The organism is Cytobacillus spongiae (genome assembly GCF_021390075.1).
Map to the genome: position 1 here is coordinate 2170088 of NZ_CP089997.1, position 15894 is coordinate 2185981.

The following is a 15894-nucleotide window of genomic DNA, read 5'->3' on the forward strand; positions in this document are numbered from 1 at the left end:
ATTCTGTGAACTACTCCCACCACTTACCACCCTTGCGGGTTGCTTGAAGTGGGGGCTTCTTGGGTAATCGCCACTTTTGGTAGCTGACGAAATTGACCAAGCTAACCCTCTTGTTCCAAGAGTTTATATCTCTTATTTCTTTAGGCACTTGCTAATAAGCGAATGCCTTCTTTTTTGATATTGAGTGCTGAATTGTAATCTCTATCGAGGTTTAGTCCGCACGAACAAACATATATTCTGATGTTCATTGGCATTAGTTGGGTATTTCCACAATGCGAACAGGTTTGGGTAGAGGGGAACCATTTGTCTATTTTGATCAGTTGTTTCCCTTGTTCTTTTAGTTTGTACTGTAAGAAAGAAGTGAACATTCCCCATCCATTATCAGCTACACTTTTACCGAATTTAAGTGCTTGTGACATTCCTTTCATATCTAAATCTTCAATCACAACAGCATCATAGTTCGCTACTAATTTTTTTGATTGATGGTGAAGAAAGTTCTTCCGTTGATTGGCGACTTTCTCTTGAATGTTAGCTACTCGAATACGTTGTTTATTCCAATTGGAAGAACCTTTCTTCTTACGAGACAGTTTACGTTGTTCTTTTGCTAATTTTTCAAGTTTTTGTCGATAAAACTTAGGGTAATTGGCTTTCTCACCCTCGCTATCCACAAACAATCCATCCATCGCAAAATCTAACCCAACGACTTTTTTAACTTCCTTCCTTTCAATTTCCACCTCGTACTCTGCCAAAATAGAAATATAATATTTTCCTGATGCGGTCATAGATAATGTGCAGGATTTGATTTTGTATTCTGAAGGTATCTTTCGATGTTGTTTAATTTTGACCAATTTCAACTTAGGTAATTTGATATGACCATCCAACAACTGAATATTTCCATTGACAACATTTGTTGTGTAGCTTTGTTTGTGTCGTTTCCTTTTGAACGTTGGAAACTTGACATTCCCTTTGAAGAAGGCTTTATATGCCTTATCTAAGTTTAGTTGTGCGTTCGCTAATGCTAAAGAGTCTACTTCTTTTAGCCATTCATACTCTTTTTTATACTTAGCAGGAGTTGGGTGCTTTATCTTTTTCAATGCTTCTTTATCTTCTTTTAGGCTTTCATACGTTTCTATTCGTTCAGCTAACATTTTATTGTAGACGAAGCGAACACACCCAAAGGTTTTTCGTATAATAAAAGCTTGTTCATCTGTTGGATACAACCTGAACTTGTACGCTTTATTTTGTTTAGTCATATCAAATCACCTCACTTTACCCCTTGATTTTCTATATATTTTTTCACCACTTCCATAGGTGAACCACCAGTGGTCAACAAACAGAAGCTTCTTGATTAGTCTTGAACTGGCACTTTTATAGGCATTGATGAATTTTGATATTTCACTGTTAGGCTGTGCTTTGAACAAGATATGAACGTGGTCAATATCGTGGTTCCATTCGACTAATGTAATATTATATTTTTGACTCAAAGACACAAATTTATCTTTGGCATAGTCGGAAATCGTATCATCTATCACTTTCCTTCGAAACTTCACAACTAGTAAGAGGTGGTAAGACATCAAGATTACTGAATGGTTATTACTGTCTAATTTCATTATTATATCAATACTTACGCTTTATAATACTGATTATAACATATGGAGGAAAATGACAAAAGAAAGAACCTTTGGGCTATCGCCCAACCGAAATTCATCTCCCCCTTACCGTTGGACTACGCCCTTCACACGCTTGAAGAGGGAGACTTCTTTCGGAAGTACGTTAAAATTGAAAAAGACTGTAAGCAGGCTCAAAAATCTCGAATTTGTCTACAATCTGAGTTATATTTTGATCATATAAAATATTTGTAACAAAAAGAAATAAACAGGAAAAGAACCGATTCTTTTCCAAAAAATCGGTTCTTTTCGTTTGGACTTTTGAGAGATCCTACATAATCGGTAGTATTTCAGTGGCCTCTTAATAAAGTGACGTCTATTTATCCAATGTTTTCTTCTGTTTCACGTGTGAGCATCATCCGATTATTTTTAATCGGGATTAGATTTTCTTTTCTTAATAAGTATTGAAAATGCTGAACCGGCATGGATCCGTGTCCTTTTCCGTCCGCTAACGAAAATTGGACAATCGAACCCTTCTCTCTAATAATGACCATCGTTTCAGCAGAGTTAAAATACCCTTTTACAGCATTTGAAATTTCGAACTTCATTCCAGCTTCTACAGTCACCTTTTATCACCTCGATGTTCGTCTCTAGTATATTATTCCATTTATTTTACTATTCGATACCAACAACTACTAAAGGTATGGATAAATAGAGGTAAAAAAACAGATTTCTTAAAGTTGACCGCGAATTATTGTCCTTCAGTTATTTAAACCACCCTTTTTCTTTTGAATGGGTGATTGCTTCTATCCGGTTGGTTACTTGTAATTTATCGAGGATCGTTGAGATATAGTTTCGGACCGTTCCTGTTTTGATGCTTAGCTCTTGGGCGATTTCTTTGGTGTTTTTTCCATCTGCTACAAGTTCTAGCACTTCTCGTTCTCGTTCAGTCAGAGGGTTTTCTTCACTGTATAGATCATCCATTAATTCGGGAGCATATATTCTTCGCCCGTCCATAATTAACCGAATGGAACTTGCTAATTCCTCACTTGGGCTATCTTTTAACAAGTAGCCATTGACACCTGCTCGTAAAGCACGTTGAAAATAACCGGTTCTGGCGAAGGTTGTTAGTATGATGACTTTGGAATCTATGTTTTTTAACTCTTCTGCTGCCTCGAGACCGGTCTTTTCTGGCATTTCAATATCCATAATACAAACATCTGGCTGCAGCTCTTGAACTAATGCAATTGCTTCTTGCCCATTCGCTGCCTTCCCAACGACCTCCATATCCTCTTCCAAATTCAGTAGAGAACCTAAAGCACCTAATAACATCCGTTGGTCTTCAGCTATTACAATTCGAATCATCTTCTTTCCTCCTTCGTCACCGGTTTTTCTACTTTCGGAATTCTTAACCTAATCATTGTCCCATTCCTATTTTCAATCTCTAATCTTCCGTTTACAAATTCAAGTCGCTCTTTTATTCCTAAGAGGCCGCTTCCTTTGCCAACGTCCTTATCCTGGTCGATTCCCACCCCATTGTCATGGATCATGATTCTAATCTCTGTTGGCGTCTGCTCAAACGATATTTGGCAAGCGGTTGCTTGACTGTGCTTCACTACATTTGTGACTGCTTCCTTTAAACACATACTCAAAATATTTTCAATGAAAAGCGATAGATTCTTAACATTCAATTCTTCTTCACCAATATACGTAATCTCAGCGGCTTTAAGAATTTGCTTAACGCGAATCATCTCTTCTTTTAAACGAATTCCTCGCATTTGGGATACCATTTTCCTTACTTCATTAAGGGCGGTTCTTGCGGTTTGCTGGACATCCTTAAGTTCTTCCCGCGCCTTTTCGGGATCTGAATAAATCAGCTTTCTTGCTAAGTCTGATTTTAACCCGATCAGTGAGAGCTTTTGACCGAGCGTATCATGGAGGTCTCTAGCAATTCGTTGCCGTTCTTCTTGCTTTACAAGTTCCGCAATTCGCTTATTGGCATATTCAAGCTCCGCTTCTAATAATCCTTGCTTTTTTTTATTATAGATATTAAAAGGAAGAAGGATCGCACTTATGAAGATAATAACGATAAAAGGAATCTGCGTTAGAAAAAGCTCATCCCCTAGTATCACATTATAATTAATAGAAAAAGTAACAGCGATGAGATGTACGATATATACGGTTAAAAATGCAATTTTATTCTTTATGTTGCCGTTATAATAAGCAATGTAAAAAGCGAAGTAAATAAACTGAAATAAGATAGTCATCGTCGTTGAAATTGCGATTAAAATTATCGTCCATAAATAAACAGGCCAGCCTTGTGAAATAAAAGCAAACCTGAGATTTAAGAAGAACAATCCTGTTAGCACAATACCAACGATAATTTCAACGGTAGAAGAAGATTGGAAAATAAAATAGAAAGGTAAGATGCTAAATAATACCCATATATAGGGAGCAATCCCCGAGCCTTTTTGTGCAATCCATTGCTTTAATCTCATTAGATAACCTCTAGTTTTTTCCTAATTTTATCATAAGCTTCAATTCAAACGAAGAACATTTATAAACAAAAAAGCATGATTACGTATGAACACGATGATGTTCGAATACGTAACCATGCTTCCTCCAACCGCTTATGGTTTGACTTGAACAGGCACCTTCACTTGATTTTTTTCTCTCGTTCGTAGGATCTGCTTTGCTTCTTTGTACCCTACAAATTTGTCATTTTCTTCATCCCATAATCTAAATTTAAGGGATTCTATGCTTGTTGATAGGGTAATGGTAGGTACATTTTGTAACGATTCTGTTTGATTATGTGCTTCTTCAAGCAAATAGTTTGGTACTCTTGGGCTTAAATGGTGTACATGGTGATAACCTATGTTGCCTGTGATCCATTGTAATAGCTTTGGAAGCTTATAAAAGGAACTTCCTTCAACAGCTGCTTTTACATACTCCCACTCTTTATCTTCTTCAAAATAAGAATCTTCAAATGTATGTTGAACATAAAACAACCATACACCTGCTGCACCAGAAAGGAAGAAGATCGGTCCCTGAATCATTAGGAAGGCTTCCCAGCCAATTAACCAACACATAAAGCTGTATAATCCAACAATTAAAAGGTTTGTAATATACGTATTGATGCGTTCGTTTCTACGTGCACCTTTACGGTTAAACCGATTCTTAAATAAGAACACATAAATAGGTCCTAGGACGAACATGACGAATGGATTACGGTACAGACGATATCCAAGCTTCATTGCTGGAGATGCAGCTTTGTATTCCTCAACGGTAAGCATCCAAATGTCACCAGTTCCACGTTTGTCTAGATTGCTACTTGTTGCGTGATGAACGGAGTGTTCATGTCCCCATTTACCAAATGGGAAAATCGTTAGAACTCCTGTAATGGTTCCGAGAATTTTGTTTGCTGTTCTGTTTTTGAAAAAAGAATAGTGACAGCAATCATGAAAGATGATGAAAATTCGCACCAATAATCCAGCATTTACTACGCAAAGGGCAAGTGTTAATAAATAGGAAATCGATAAGCTTTCATAAGCTAAATACCATATAAGAAAAAATGGAACAATCGTATTCAGTATTTGGATGACACTACTTTTTGTATTCGCCTTTTCAAAGGGGTTCATTTGTTTTCTGAGTAATTTCGTTTGATCTTGGTTCATTGCATTGGTCCCTTCTACAATGTATTGAATTCATCATAACTGATACTAACTATTAGGAGTAGTCATAGGTGTCATAGAGCATAACATGATAAATGTCATATAAGGTGGAAAAATATGCTATAATCGTTGCGGTAAAAGCCTTCTCTTTCGTACTTTTCACGACTTATTGTCTCCATAATATGGAGGAACATGAGAAAATTCGTTTTAAAAATAGGAAAAGATTAAAACCTTCGATATAATGTAACCACTAATGGGTAAGGAGAATAATGCATGAAAAAACAACTCGAAGAACAAATCATTGAGAACTTTCAGAAGGATGAGAGGATGATGATTCTCGTCTTTGCACAGTGGTGTGTAAACCATGATCTAAACCCTGTGGAGCTATATACCAAAGCCTATCCAGACCAGATCAATAATCAGGCTTTAACAGATGCCATACAGCTAACCGTACCAAAGGAAGAAGCAGGAGATGTACCAAATGAAACAGTGTTAGGTGTCCTCTCTCTCTTTGGAAATGAAGACTTGGCATTTGTTGTTACGGAAGAAATGAAGAAGATGAACAGCTAACATATTCTTTATTAAATTGGGAAAAATAAAGTGGATTACATAGGAAAGGAGTGGTCCACTTGACAAACCGTAATGACAATCGAGAAACCAAAAACAAGTATCCCAAAAATAAGCAGGATGCAGAGTTTTCAAAAGAAGTGAACATCAGAAGTGAAATTACGAAAAACGATTTGAAGAATAAATAATGCGGATGTAGCCTGTGAATTTAGGTGGTTGAAAATGGATCGAGATATCATATCTCGGTCCTTTTGTTTTGTGTAAAGCGTCCATTTTTCTATATCCTTTATTTACCGAAATTGAACAATGAAAATGAGGTCTATTCCAAAAAAACAGCTATAGCTAATCTCATCTTCCTTTGAGTTTAGCTACAGCCTGAACCAGCGGAGTTCGCTGGCTTATTTATTGATTGTCTTCTAGTGTTTCAACTAAATGAAAGAGGAAGGCATAGGTAATATCGTATGCTTCGCTTATTTTCATCCCTTCGTTATATCCAGGGATTCCATTTAGCGCGATATTTATATTCCATAGCCCTTCCTGCGCATCAAACATAAGGTCAAACTTTGTCTCATCGCCTGACAGGTTTTTCTCTAATTTGGCTTTTAAGGAGGATTGGAATTTTTTTTGAAGCTTTAATCCTAGCATTAGGTCATACGTGCCGAATACATCATCTACTTCGATGGAAATCGCATCTACACCTATTACCTCAAACCATTTCGATTCTACGTATAGAAATGTATCTTTATGAGTAAGTAAGTAGGAAAGAGGTTGTTCTAGCAATGACACATCCGCTTCAAAAGATTCCTCTGTCTCTTTTAGACCTTTTTCTACATATGCATCTCGGAAACGCTCTTTCGAATCCTTTACTAGGATTGTGTGATCTTCTTTTAACAATTCATGCTTCTTGGCATAGGTAACTTCTTCATGAAAAAGTTCAGCTGACTCATCAGCAGCTACTTTTTCTACTAACTTCTTCATTCGATCATGTAACATCGATTATCCTCCTTATAAATCAGATTCATCCAAGCTTAGCATAACGGGGCAATGGTCACTTCCAAGAACCTCCATATGTATACCAGCTTCTGTAATTCGGTGGGAAAGCTCATTTGAAACGATAAAATAATCTATACGCCACCCGATATTTCGCTCGCGAACCTTACTCATATATGACCACCATGAGTACACATCCTTCTTGTCAGGATAAAGGTAACGGAAGGAGTCAACAAATCCATGATGGAGTAATTCTGTCATCTTTCCTCGTTCTTGTTCGGTAAACCCAGAATTTCCTCTATTGGTCTTTGCATTTTTCAAGTCAATTTCTTCGTGTGCTACGTTTAAATCGCCACAAAAGATTACCTGTTTATCCTTATTTAGGTTTACTAAATATGCTCGAAGCTCATCCTCCCAATCTAACCTGTAGTCTAAGCGGGAGAGGTCCCTTTTGGCATTCGGTGTATACACATTTACCATGTAAAACCTTTCATATTCTAACGTAATGATTCGTCCTTCATATTGGCTATCCTGGTCACCAAGTCCGTAGCTAACTGTTAGTGGCTTCCTTTTTGTAAAAATAGCCGTTCCCGAGTACCCTTTTTTCTCAGCGTAATTCCAGTATTGATAATAGCCAGGCAAATCTAATTCGATTTGACCAGCCTGCAGCTTTGTTTCTTGAATACAGAAAAAGTCCGCATCCATTTGTTGGAAATAATCTAAAAACCCTTTTTTTACACACGCTCGTAGTCCATTTACATTCCAAGAAATACATTTCATTGTTAATCAGTTTCCCCTTACCCCTTTATTGCTAATACCGATTATTTACGCTTTCCTCTAGCTCCCGAAGCGGATTTCGGTACGCTTCTTGAGGAAGAAGTTCGTTTCTTTTGCGATGGTTTGGAAGTTGAGCCTTTATCTTTAGTAAAGCTCTTTTCTTTTTTCACTTGACCTCTGCCTTCTTCACGGCGTGGTGCTTTCTTTTTCTTTTCACCTGCAACAGGCTTTTTTCTAGGTTTCTTATTCTTTTCGGTTGAAGCTACAGGTGCTGATTTTTGTCCCTCTGATGTATTCATATTTCCGATGTTTTTCTTATCGATCCGAATATTTATTTCCTTTTCAATTAAATCAAGGGTTGCACGGTCCTCAGAAGTATATAATGTAATCGCCATTCCTTTTGTCCCAGCTCTTCCTGTTCGACCGATACGGTGGATATAGCTTTCACCGTCTAGTGGGATATCGTAATTATATACATGTGTAACCCCTTCTACGTCCAGACCTCTTGCGGCAACATCCGTAGCAATTAACAGTTGGATATCTGCGTCGCGGAATCGCTTCATAACTTGTTCCCTTTTTGCTTGTGAGAGGTCCCCATGGAGTTCATCACATGTGAAGCCATGATTCTTTAAGACACCATGCAACTTAGTAACTCTTCGTTTCGTTCGGCAAAAAATAACCGATAAAAATGGACGATGCATTTCTACTAATTGAACCAACGTTCCCTGCTTTCCGCGATCAGTTGTATGGATAGCCATTTGCTGGACCGTATCTGCTGGGCCTTGCACTTTTTCTACTTGAAGGTATTCAGGATGCTTCATATGCTTAGTTGCTAACTGACGAATCTCTGCCGGCATGGTAGCTGAAAATAGTAGAGTTTGTCTACTCTTTGGGGTCTTATGAATAATGTCCTCTACTTCGCTTAAAAAACCGATATGAAGCATTTGATCCGCTTCATCTAAAACGAGATGTGACAGTTTACTTAAATTAATCGTTTTTCTCCTTAGATGATCTAATAGCCTTCCAGGAGTCCCTACTACGATTTGCTTTTTTTTCTTAAGTCCCTTTAGCTGTTTTTCTACATCTTGCCCGCCGTACACTGCTAATACATCTATCCCCCTATCGGCTGATAATAACGTGTTAATTTCGGCAGTAATTTGAATGGCAAGTTCTCTTGTCGGGGTAACGATTAGTGCTTGAATATGTTCTTCGTTTGGGTTCAGCTTTGCTAGAATCGGTAAGACAAACGCTAGTGTTTTCCCTGTACCCGTCTGAGCTTGTCCGATTAAATCCTTGCCTTCTACTATTTTTGGTATCGCTTGTTCCTGAATTGGGGTAGCAACCGAAATTCCATTCTCCCGCAATTTTTCTACCATGTGATTTGAAACACCTAAAGCTGTAAAATTAGGCAAAATCATCCCTACTTTCTATATGCTTGTTTCTATTAATTGTCGTTTTAGATCCTACTTATATTCTTCTTTTTCGAAAAGAGAGTGGCTTCATAACTTACTAAAACGGAATAGTTGTTTCCTTCCCGTATTCATATTGACGGAATGTCTCTAAAATAGCAACTGTTGTTAGTAAATCAATTGAAAAAAGACTACCCGAAGATAGTCTTTTAACCATATATTAGGTGAACTTTTTCGGAGCAGTCACTTTCATTGATACAACCTCTCCGCACTCCCCGCAGAAGGTGAGTATAAGCGGACAGCTCACGAGCATGTTCTCCGTATGAATGACATTCGCATAGCCATCCTCTATATATCCAATCTTCCCTTGAACAAAATGGCTACAACCACAAACAATACATTTTGGCTCAGATGTCATAAAGGACACTCCCCATCATCATGTATTCAAACACCTTTGAATACTATACGAAGGAAAAGATTAAAAAGTTTCAGATAATTCGTTCGTTTCTTCTATGTGAACATATTTTGTTGATTGAATTCTCCATAAACGATAGGATAATCCAATTCCTGCAATGAGAAGCCCAATGGTTAACCCAATCCAATAGCCCTTCACTCCTAGGTTAGTAAAATGAGCTAAGCTATAGCCTACAGGAAGGCAAATAAGCCAATAGGCAATTAATGTTAAGACAAAGGAAACATTTACATCTTTATACCCACGGAGGGCAGCTTGAGCCGTTGCTTGAATCGCATCAGATACTTGAAAGAACAATGCATATATTAAGAACGTAGCGGTCAAGTGGATTACATCTGCTTCATTTGAATAAAATCCTGCTACTTCATACCGGAATATCACTACCAACAAACCTGTAATGGTTGCAATGAAGATCGATAATCCAACCCCGAGCCAGCTGTATACTTTTGCATCACGGTAACGCTTAGCCCCTACTTCAAAACCAACGACTACCGTTAAGGCAATAGAAATACTCATTGGAATCATATACAAGAAAGAAACAATATTTAGTGCAGCCTGGTACGCCGCAATCGTTGATACAGTAAATTTGCTTATTAAGATTGTGACAACGGCAAACATACTCGTTTCAAAAAAAGTAGAAAGCCCCATGGGAACACCAATCTTTAAGATTTCCTTGCATTCTTGAAGCGAGAACCTAGCTAATGAAACATATCTAGTAAATGGATGCTGCGTTTTTATCACAAGAAAGGTAAGCATTAGGATGATCCAATAGGTAAAGCTTGTCGCATATCCACCACCAGCACCACCAAGCTCTGGTAAACCCCACTTACCAAAGATAAGTGCATAGTTCAACACAAGGTTAATTGGCAAAACAGTGAGTAAAATAACCATTACGATTCTTGTTTTGCCTAATGCATAAATGAATGAACGGAGAACATTGTAGAGAAATAAAGGAATAATCCCTAGGCTAAGTCCAACTAAATAATGATAGGCTGTTTTCTCAACGTTCGGATGTAGATTCATCAAATCTAAAATCGCCTGAAGAAAAAAGACACCAAATAGAATGACAAATACAGATATAATCAGAGCTAAGTAGATTCCATGTGTTAAAACAGAAGAAACCTCTTTCTCTTGTTTTTGCCCTAAACGCTGAGCCGCAATTGGAGAAACAGCAAGAAGAATACTGCTAATTCCCGTGAAAATTGGACCCCAGATGGAGGACCCAATTGCAACACCGGCAAGATCAGTAGAATGATATTTTCCCGACATAATTGTATTAAAAAACATCATCGAAAACATTCCCAGTTGAGTAATTAAGATTGGGAAAAGCATAACGAGAAGTAGCTTACCTTTTTCATAGATCGTTGTTGTTTGTTTCATCATTTTGCCCCTTACCAAATTCAAATAGTAGCAAATTCCATTATATAGAATTAGAAGCGATCCTCCAACTCAATTCGCTTTTATTTTTTTCCAGCCGATCCAGAGCAAGAAGACGGCTATGGAAGTAATCAGAAACCTCCCTTGTGTTGTCCAATTCATCATTTGGTGAACGGAGTAGGCTTCAATCACGATGGCAGGAATTTTGCCTAACGTACTTGCCATAACAAAAATGAGGAGAGATGTCTTCCCTAATGCAGCTATGACTGTTACAGCCGCTGAAGGCATAAACGGCAGCAGCCGTAACGCTAAAATTAATAGAAACGCTTCATAGCCTTGTGCATGGAACAGCTTCTTAAGTGTCCCGTGCTGCATAAGTTTAGCAGCTCCCAGCTTCCGCAACCCCTTTCTGTATAAGAGAAAGGAGACAATCGCTCCACATGCTTCTCCAAAAAAGGATAGGATGAGACCTTGTTCAAATCCGAACACGGCTATATTAGCAGCAGTCAAGAACACACTGGGTAAAAACCCAATAATACTTAGGATGATATTGAGGAAAATACTTAATAAAAAAGCAAAGGATTCATATGTAGAAAAAAGCTGAATGAGATAGTTTTGTAGACTTAACATGGATAACATCCTTTAACGAGTTCGATAATACGAGTTTACTTGAAAACTAGTAGGAGTTAAATGATTTTCGTTCTTCGAATTGCACTAGTTCTCTATTCCTTCTATATATCTCCTCTCTAGAACAATTGAATGATTTTTTTCTCTCCCTGTGTAGTTGACTATTCCAGGCAGTCGCTCCTTACATACTCTAGTAGTAAAGGAGGGGTGTATATGTTTCAAATTGCTGCGTTATTTCTAGCTTGTATATTAGCTGGATTTGCACTTGCTAATTTACCGGCTGTGTCATTTATTACAGCAGGTGTAACCACTTTCTTATCAGTAATCGGGGTTATAGCCATTATTGTATTTGCTTTATTCCTAATCTACTTAGGTTTAAAGGTAATTATTGAGAAAAAATGGCTCTAGTGTAGGGGAATTCCACTTCCTCTTCTTTCAGGCTGGTGGAATTTCTTCCACTAGCCTCCTTGACTCTCTTCCTTTCGCCACCTCTTTTTCATCCATAAGCAGACCACCGCAATGACCGCAATAAAAGAAAGACTGACGAAAAATCCGTTTCGAATGCTTTTCTCAACTAACGTTCCACTGACTGCAGCCACTATTAGGATAAGCCCAAGTGCAGAGGAAAGCTTTTCGAGAAAGCTCGTCTCAAGGATCTTTAATGCTGAAAGAATTATAAATAGCCAGTTACACAATAATAAAATTCCTGCTGCGGTTGTAACATATTCGTATATTTTTCCTGGAAGCAGTAAAGCCGTTATAATCGAAGCAATTAAACCAACTGTAGCTAAGCCTAAAGATGCAAGAGGCAGATCTCGATGCTTTTTGATTTTTTTTGCAAATAGCTTTGGCGCATCCCCCTCTTCCGCAATTGTCACTAGTAGAGTGGTCACACCAAATAAGGCAGCAGTCATCGCCGAAAAGCCAGCAATAATGATTGCCCCATTAAAAACATGTGGAAAAAATGCGAGATCATACTTGGCTAATGCGGTGACAAAGGGACTTTCTTGTTCACTAAATACTTCATATCCAACCATCGTAACTGCGAAGCCTAATGAAAGGACATACACGATCATAAGCAGGATGAGCATAATGCTCCCGGATTTTGGTGCATCTTCTTTGTTTTTCAATCGTACCGCCATTAACCCAATGACCTCAATCCCTCCATAGGCATAGAAAGCATAAATAAGGGATGCCCAAAACCCTCTAAACCCCTCTGGAAAAAACGCGCCCATGGACTTTGGTATACCTGGATGCTTCATATCTCCTTCGATCCAGCCAAATACAGCGGCGGCTGCAATAATGATAAACATAATGATTGCAGCTGTTTTGATAATGGCAAACAAATCCTCTGCCTTATCAAATCCTTTTGTACCTAATAGGACTACACAGATAGATAATAAGCCATATCCAGACGCAAACACCCACAGCGGAATATTCTCAAACCAAAACTGGGAGAGAATCGACAATGCCGTTAATTGACTCCCCATTATAAGAATGTTCGAGCTCCAGTAGTTCCAGCCACAGCTAAACCCCGCCCAGCGGCCATACGCCTGCTTTGCATAATAGCAAAATGACCCATCTTGTGGATCCTCTGCGGTCATTTTGGCAAGTAACCTGAAGACAATATATGTACCAATAGCAGCTAAGATAAATGATAAAACAATCGATGGACCGGTAACTTTAATACCGATACTAGATCCAAGAAAATACCCAGTTCCAATGGTACAGCCAACACCTATAAGAGAAAGCTGCCACCACTTTAAGCTTCCTTCCTCTTGCTCACTCCCTTTTCCAGATGCAGCGCATTCTCCTAAACTGCTGTTGTGTTCATTCATTGACATTCACCACCTATTCAGCTAGATTATCGGCATACCCTTTATTTATGGATAAAAGATAAAATTTCGTCGCGACGGTCGTAGTATACCTGATATCCTAATTGAATGAGCTCCTCCATATATGTCACATCGTCAAAGGGGATTTCTTCTCCTAACTCTTCATTTATCCGTAAATAATTTTCTTGTAATAACAATTCACAGTGATAGGTGACACTCTCTGATGATAAATTTAGTGCCAGATCTAGAAGCTTAGGAGTTACCTTTAAGGACGGCAATTGAAATGGCATCCATTGTTTAAGACCCCATTGCTTATCAGACTTCATATCAAAATCAATCTTTTGCTTCCCCGTACCTAATGACAAGATCTGGATATCCTTTAAAGATTCATTAAAATAATGCACTGCTTCGGAAATACATACCAATGAAGGATTGTTAGCCCATAGGCCTCCATCAATCGATAGGTACTGATTTTCGATATTATTTGGCGGAAAATATATAGGAGCCGAACAAGAAGATAAAACGGCATCCCATAACCTAATCGATAAATCCTGATCCTTGAAGCTTCCATAATTCGAACGATGGATGAACGGATTTCCATGGGTAAGATCAACAGCCGGAATAATTAGCGGCTTTTCCATGTTCATTAACGATAAGTCTCCAAAAGCTTTTTTCAACAACCTACGCAAATAGCGATCGTTGTAGACACTTTTGAACAGTCCGACTTTTGCTTGGCGAATAAATATTTTTTCCCCATATAGCTTATAGTTCTTCAGCAGGCCTTTCATATCTTTATCAAGGGAAGCGGAGGCGGCAATAATGGATCCAGTGCTAGTTCCAGCTATCAAATCAAATAACCTACCTACCGGCTCTTGAAGGTCTTCTTCCATTGCTTGTAGGATCGCAATCGGCAAAACGCCGCGAATTCCTCCGCCATCAATACATAGCATTTTCTTCATCTTCCATCACCTAAACATTTGGGTTATCAATAGTCTTTCCTAAACGAAGGTTCATACTCTTTAAGAGTCACTTCCAAAAAAATGCATCTGGCAGAGCGCTTCATCGTATAAAACGAAAAGTTTGCATCGTTACACAGTCACAGAATATTCAAGTATGTCGTCTCATCTAGTTTAATAAAATGGGATAATTTAACTAATGTACAGTCGATGGGTGGTGCTAGGAGATGTTGTCAAATATAGGGGTACCCGGTTTCATTTTATTCTTTCTTATATCATTCATCATTGGAGGAATTGTATTGATTTTAAAGGTTCTCAGAAATAACAACTAGTGAAAATAAGGTTAAATACGCTGTCCAATTGGGCAGCTTTTTTTTGTATGATTTGATATGGATGTACCACTCACCATTAAGCTTTTCAAGAGGTATTACCTATTCGATTAGTCCTCAACTGAGTGTATGATCCTCCCAAATGCCAATGACAATTTCTTTGGTTCTGTTCTAGCGAAGAAAGATTAGTTGTCTTTCACCAACAGACTGCTTGGCCTATTATAGAAAAAATAAAAGCAGCCCTATTCACGTACGAATGGAGCTGCTCATGCTAATTTAAATCTATAGAAATGGCACTTTTTTAGAAGGTACATAGATCAGATGAACATCTTCAGATAGGAGGAATTAATTTATATTATATTCTTCGCATAAAAGATTTCATCCATTTCTTGCTGTAGACTCTCCGTTATTTCTTGCTGCTCTTCCTTGCTAAGTGATTCCTTTGTATATCCAAACAAATAGTTGTTTAAATCGAAGTCTCTGATTTTACATTTGGTGTGAAAAATATTTTCTTGGTAGATGTTAACGTCAAACATATTAAACTGCTCTTTCACATCATCCGGAATATAGTTTTGAATGGAATTGATATCATGATCAATAAACAGCTTATTCCCATTTATATCTCGTGTAAATCCACGCACACGATAATCAATGGTCATAATATCTGTATCAAATGAATGAATTAAGTAGTTCAGTGCCTTTAGTGGGGATATTTCTCCACAAGTAGACACATCAATATCTGCTCGAAATGTACTTATTCCCTCATACGGATGATACTCCGGATATGTATGAACAGTTACATGACTTTTATCCAATTGAATGACGACATTATCTGGCAAAGGTCCAGGCGATTCATCATATGTGGATTCTGTTGGCACTTCTACAACAGGTCCTTCAGAAACAAGCATTGTCACACTCGCTCCTTGAGGAACATAGTCCTGCTGAGCAACATTTAATATGTGAGCACCAATAATATCCGTAACGTTTTTCAATATTTTCGTAAGCCTTTCTGCACTATATTGTTCATCAATATATTCTATATAGGCTTCCCGTTCTTCTTTCGTCTTCGTATAGCAAATATCATACATATTAAAGCTTAGTGTTTTCGTTAAATTATTAAATCCATGTAGTTCAATATGTTCCTCTGGTGTTAATGACAAAGGAATTCCCCCTTATTTCACAATCAATTTTCCAATAATCTTTTCCTAGCTTACCCATTTATTCCTATCCTTATTAAAATGCAAGTAGTTCTCTTGAAACTTTTTTATGCATGAACA

At 37.9% G+C, this 15894-nt stretch carries 17 protein-coding genes and 1 pseudogene; 3 read left to right on the forward strand and 15 right to left on the reverse strand.

Annotation, left to right across the window (positions count from 1 at the left end; all coding sequences use genetic code 11):
* Positions 1-140: 140 nt before the first annotated feature.
* The 6 genes and pseudogenes from LS684_RS10950 to desA all read right to left on the reverse strand — a co-directional run bounded on the left by LS684_RS10950 (position 141) and on the right by desA (position 5281).
* Positions 141-1253, reverse strand: a complete 1113-nt coding sequence (locus LS684_RS10950; RefSeq protein WP_233805971.1) for a transposase — start codon at positions 1251-1253, stop codon at positions 141-143.
* 11 nt (positions 1254-1264) lie between these two features.
* Positions 1265-1610, reverse strand: a pseudogene (tnpA, locus tag LS684_RS10955) (IS200/IS605 family transposase).
* Between the two features lie 377 nt (positions 1611-1987).
* Positions 1988-2233, reverse strand: coding sequence for a hypothetical protein (locus LS684_RS10960; RefSeq protein WP_233805973.1), 246 nt, complete (start codon positions 2231-2233; stop codon positions 1988-1990).
* Positions 2234-2372: 139 nt separating this feature from the next.
* Positions 2373-2972 carry a response regulator transcription factor gene (locus LS684_RS10965; protein WP_233805975.1) on the reverse strand — a complete coding sequence of 200 codons (600 nt, stop codon included), beginning with the start codon at positions 2970-2972 and terminating at the stop codon, positions 2373-2375.
* Positions 2969-4105 carry a sensor histidine kinase gene (locus LS684_RS10970; RefSeq protein ID WP_233805977.1) on the reverse strand — a complete coding sequence of 379 codons (1137 nt, stop codon included), beginning with the start codon at positions 4103-4105 and terminating at the stop codon, positions 2969-2971. Before LS684_RS10970 ends, LS684_RS10965 begins: the two co-directional genes overlap by 4 nt.
* A 132-nt stretch (positions 4106-4237) precedes the next feature.
* Positions 4238-5281, reverse strand: coding sequence for a Delta(5) desaturase DesA (gene desA / locus LS684_RS10975; RefSeq protein WP_233805979.1), 1044 nt, complete (start codon positions 5279-5281; stop codon positions 4238-4240).
* Positions 5282-5551: 270 nt separating this feature from the next.
* On the opposite strand from desA, the gene LS684_RS10980 reads away from it, so the two are divergent.
* Entirely contained in the window at positions 5552-5848 is a 297-nt protein-coding gene (locus LS684_RS10980) for a protein YxiS (protein WP_233805981.1), read from the forward strand.
* A 59-nt stretch (positions 5849-5907) separates the two neighbouring features.
* The gene (locus LS684_RS24100; protein WP_267930190.1) at positions 5908-6033 is read left to right on the forward strand and encodes a hypothetical protein; all 126 of its coding nucleotides are present in this window, start codon (positions 5908-5910) and stop codon (positions 6031-6033) included.
* A 214-nt stretch (positions 6034-6247) separates the two neighbouring features.
* On the opposite strand, the gene LS684_RS10985 is transcribed toward LS684_RS24100, so the two are convergent.
* The 6 genes from LS684_RS10985 to LS684_RS11010 form a co-directional block, all read right to left on the reverse strand.
* Positions 6248-6838 (reverse strand): branched-chain amino acid aminotransferase, encoded by a 591-nt coding sequence (locus LS684_RS10985; RefSeq protein ID WP_233805983.1) that lies wholly within the window; start codon positions 6836-6838, stop codon positions 6248-6250.
* Positions 6839-6850: 12 nt separating this feature from the next.
* Entirely contained in the window at positions 6851-7615 is a 765-nt protein-coding gene (locus tag LS684_RS10990) for an exodeoxyribonuclease III (RefSeq protein WP_233805985.1), read from the reverse strand.
* A 41-nt stretch (positions 7616-7656) separates the two neighbouring features.
* Entirely contained in the window at positions 7657-8988 is a 1332-nt protein-coding gene (locus tag LS684_RS10995) for a DEAD/DEAH box helicase (RefSeq protein ID WP_349293044.1), read from the reverse strand.
* Between the two features lie 253 nt (positions 8989-9241).
* On the reverse strand, positions 9242-9439 hold the full coding sequence (locus tag LS684_RS11000; protein WP_233805989.1) for a hypothetical protein: 198 nt from the start codon (positions 9437-9439) through the stop codon (positions 9242-9244).
* Positions 9440-9499: 60 nt separating this feature from the next.
* Positions 9500-10873: an MATE family efflux transporter gene (locus LS684_RS11005; protein ID WP_233811619.1), complete on the reverse strand. Its 1374-nt coding sequence runs from the start codon at positions 10871-10873 to the stop codon at positions 9500-9502.
* Between the two features lie 69 nt (positions 10874-10942).
* The gene (locus tag LS684_RS11010) at positions 10943-11500 is read right to left on the reverse strand and encodes a TVP38/TMEM64 family protein (RefSeq protein ID WP_233805991.1); all 558 of its coding nucleotides are present in this window, start codon (positions 11498-11500) and stop codon (positions 10943-10945) included.
* A gap of 210 nt (positions 11501-11710) precedes the next feature.
* Here LS684_RS11010 and LS684_RS11015 point away from each other — a divergent pair, with 210 nt between their 5' ends.
* The gene (locus LS684_RS11015) at positions 11711-11905 is read left to right on the forward strand and encodes a hypothetical protein (RefSeq protein ID WP_233805993.1); all 195 of its coding nucleotides are present in this window, start codon (positions 11711-11713) and stop codon (positions 11903-11905) included.
* 50 nt (positions 11906-11955) lie between these two features.
* On the opposite strand, the gene LS684_RS11020 is transcribed toward LS684_RS11015, so the two are convergent.
* The 3 genes from LS684_RS11020 to speD form a co-directional block, all read right to left on the reverse strand.
* Positions 11956-13335: an amino acid permease gene (locus LS684_RS11020; RefSeq protein ID WP_233805996.1), complete on the reverse strand. Its 1380-nt coding sequence runs from the start codon at positions 13333-13335 to the stop codon at positions 11956-11958.
* A gap of 41 nt (positions 13336-13376) precedes the next feature.
* Positions 13377-14291 (reverse strand): CBASS cGAMP-activated phospholipase, encoded by a 915-nt coding sequence (locus LS684_RS11025; RefSeq protein WP_233805998.1) that lies wholly within the window; start codon positions 14289-14291, stop codon positions 13377-13379.
* 676 nt (positions 14292-14967) lie between these two features.
* Entirely contained in the window at positions 14968-15777 is an 810-nt protein-coding gene (gene speD, locus LS684_RS11030) for an adenosylmethionine decarboxylase (RefSeq protein ID WP_233805999.1), read from the reverse strand.
* Positions 15778-15894 lie beyond the last annotated feature (117 nt).

What these genes read in the sequence shown, in the direction of transcription:
- LS684_RS10950 (WP_233805971.1), bottom strand. Translation starts at nt 1,253, where the DNA reads ATGACTAAACAAAATAAAGCGTACAAGTTCAGGTTGTATCCAACAGAT.
- LS684_RS10965 (WP_233805975.1), bottom strand. Translation starts at nt 2,972, where the DNA reads ATGATTCGAATTGTAATAGCTGAAGACCAACGGATGTTATTAGGTGCT.
- LS684_RS10970 (WP_233805977.1), bottom strand. Translation starts at nt 4,105, where the DNA reads ATGAGATTAAAGCAATGGATTGCACAAAAAGGCTCGGGGATTGCTCCC.
- desA (WP_233805979.1), bottom strand. Translation starts at nt 5,281, where the DNA reads ATGAACCAAGATCAAACGAAATTACTCAGAAAACAAATGAACCCCTTT.
- LS684_RS10980 (WP_233805981.1), top strand. Translation starts at nt 5,552, where the DNA reads ATGAAAAAACAACTCGAAGAACAAATCATTGAGAACTTTCAGAAGGAT.
- LS684_RS10985 (WP_233805983.1), bottom strand. Translation starts at nt 6,838, where the DNA reads ATGTTACATGATCGAATGAAGAAGTTAGTAGAAAAAGTAGCTGCTGAT.
- LS684_RS10990 (WP_233805985.1), bottom strand. Translation starts at nt 7,615, where the DNA reads ATGAAATGTATTTCTTGGAATGTAAATGGACTACGAGCGTGTGTAAAA.
- LS684_RS10995 (WP_349293044.1), bottom strand. Translation starts at nt 8,988, where the DNA reads ATGGTAGAAAAATTGCGGGAGAATGGAATTTCGGTTGCTACCCCAATT.
- LS684_RS11000 (WP_233805989.1), bottom strand. Translation starts at nt 9,439, where the DNA reads ATGACATCTGAGCCAAAATGTATTGTTTGTGGTTGTAGCCATTTTGTT.
- LS684_RS11005 (WP_233811619.1), bottom strand. Translation starts at nt 10,873, where the DNA reads ATGAAACAAACAACAACGATCTATGAAAAAGGTAAGCTACTTCTCGTT.
- LS684_RS11010 (WP_233805991.1), bottom strand. Translation starts at nt 11,500, where the DNA reads ATGTTAAGTCTACAAAACTATCTCATTCAGCTTTTTTCTACATATGAA.
- LS684_RS11015 (WP_233805993.1), top strand. Translation starts at nt 11,711, where the DNA reads ATGTTTCAAATTGCTGCGTTATTTCTAGCTTGTATATTAGCTGGATTT.
- LS684_RS11020 (WP_233805996.1), bottom strand. Translation starts at nt 13,335, where the DNA reads ATGAATGAACACAACAGCAGTTTAGGAGAATGCGCTGCATCTGGAAAA.
- LS684_RS11025 (WP_233805998.1), bottom strand. Translation starts at nt 14,291, where the DNA reads ATGAAGAAAATGCTATGTATTGATGGCGGAGGAATTCGCGGCGTTTTG.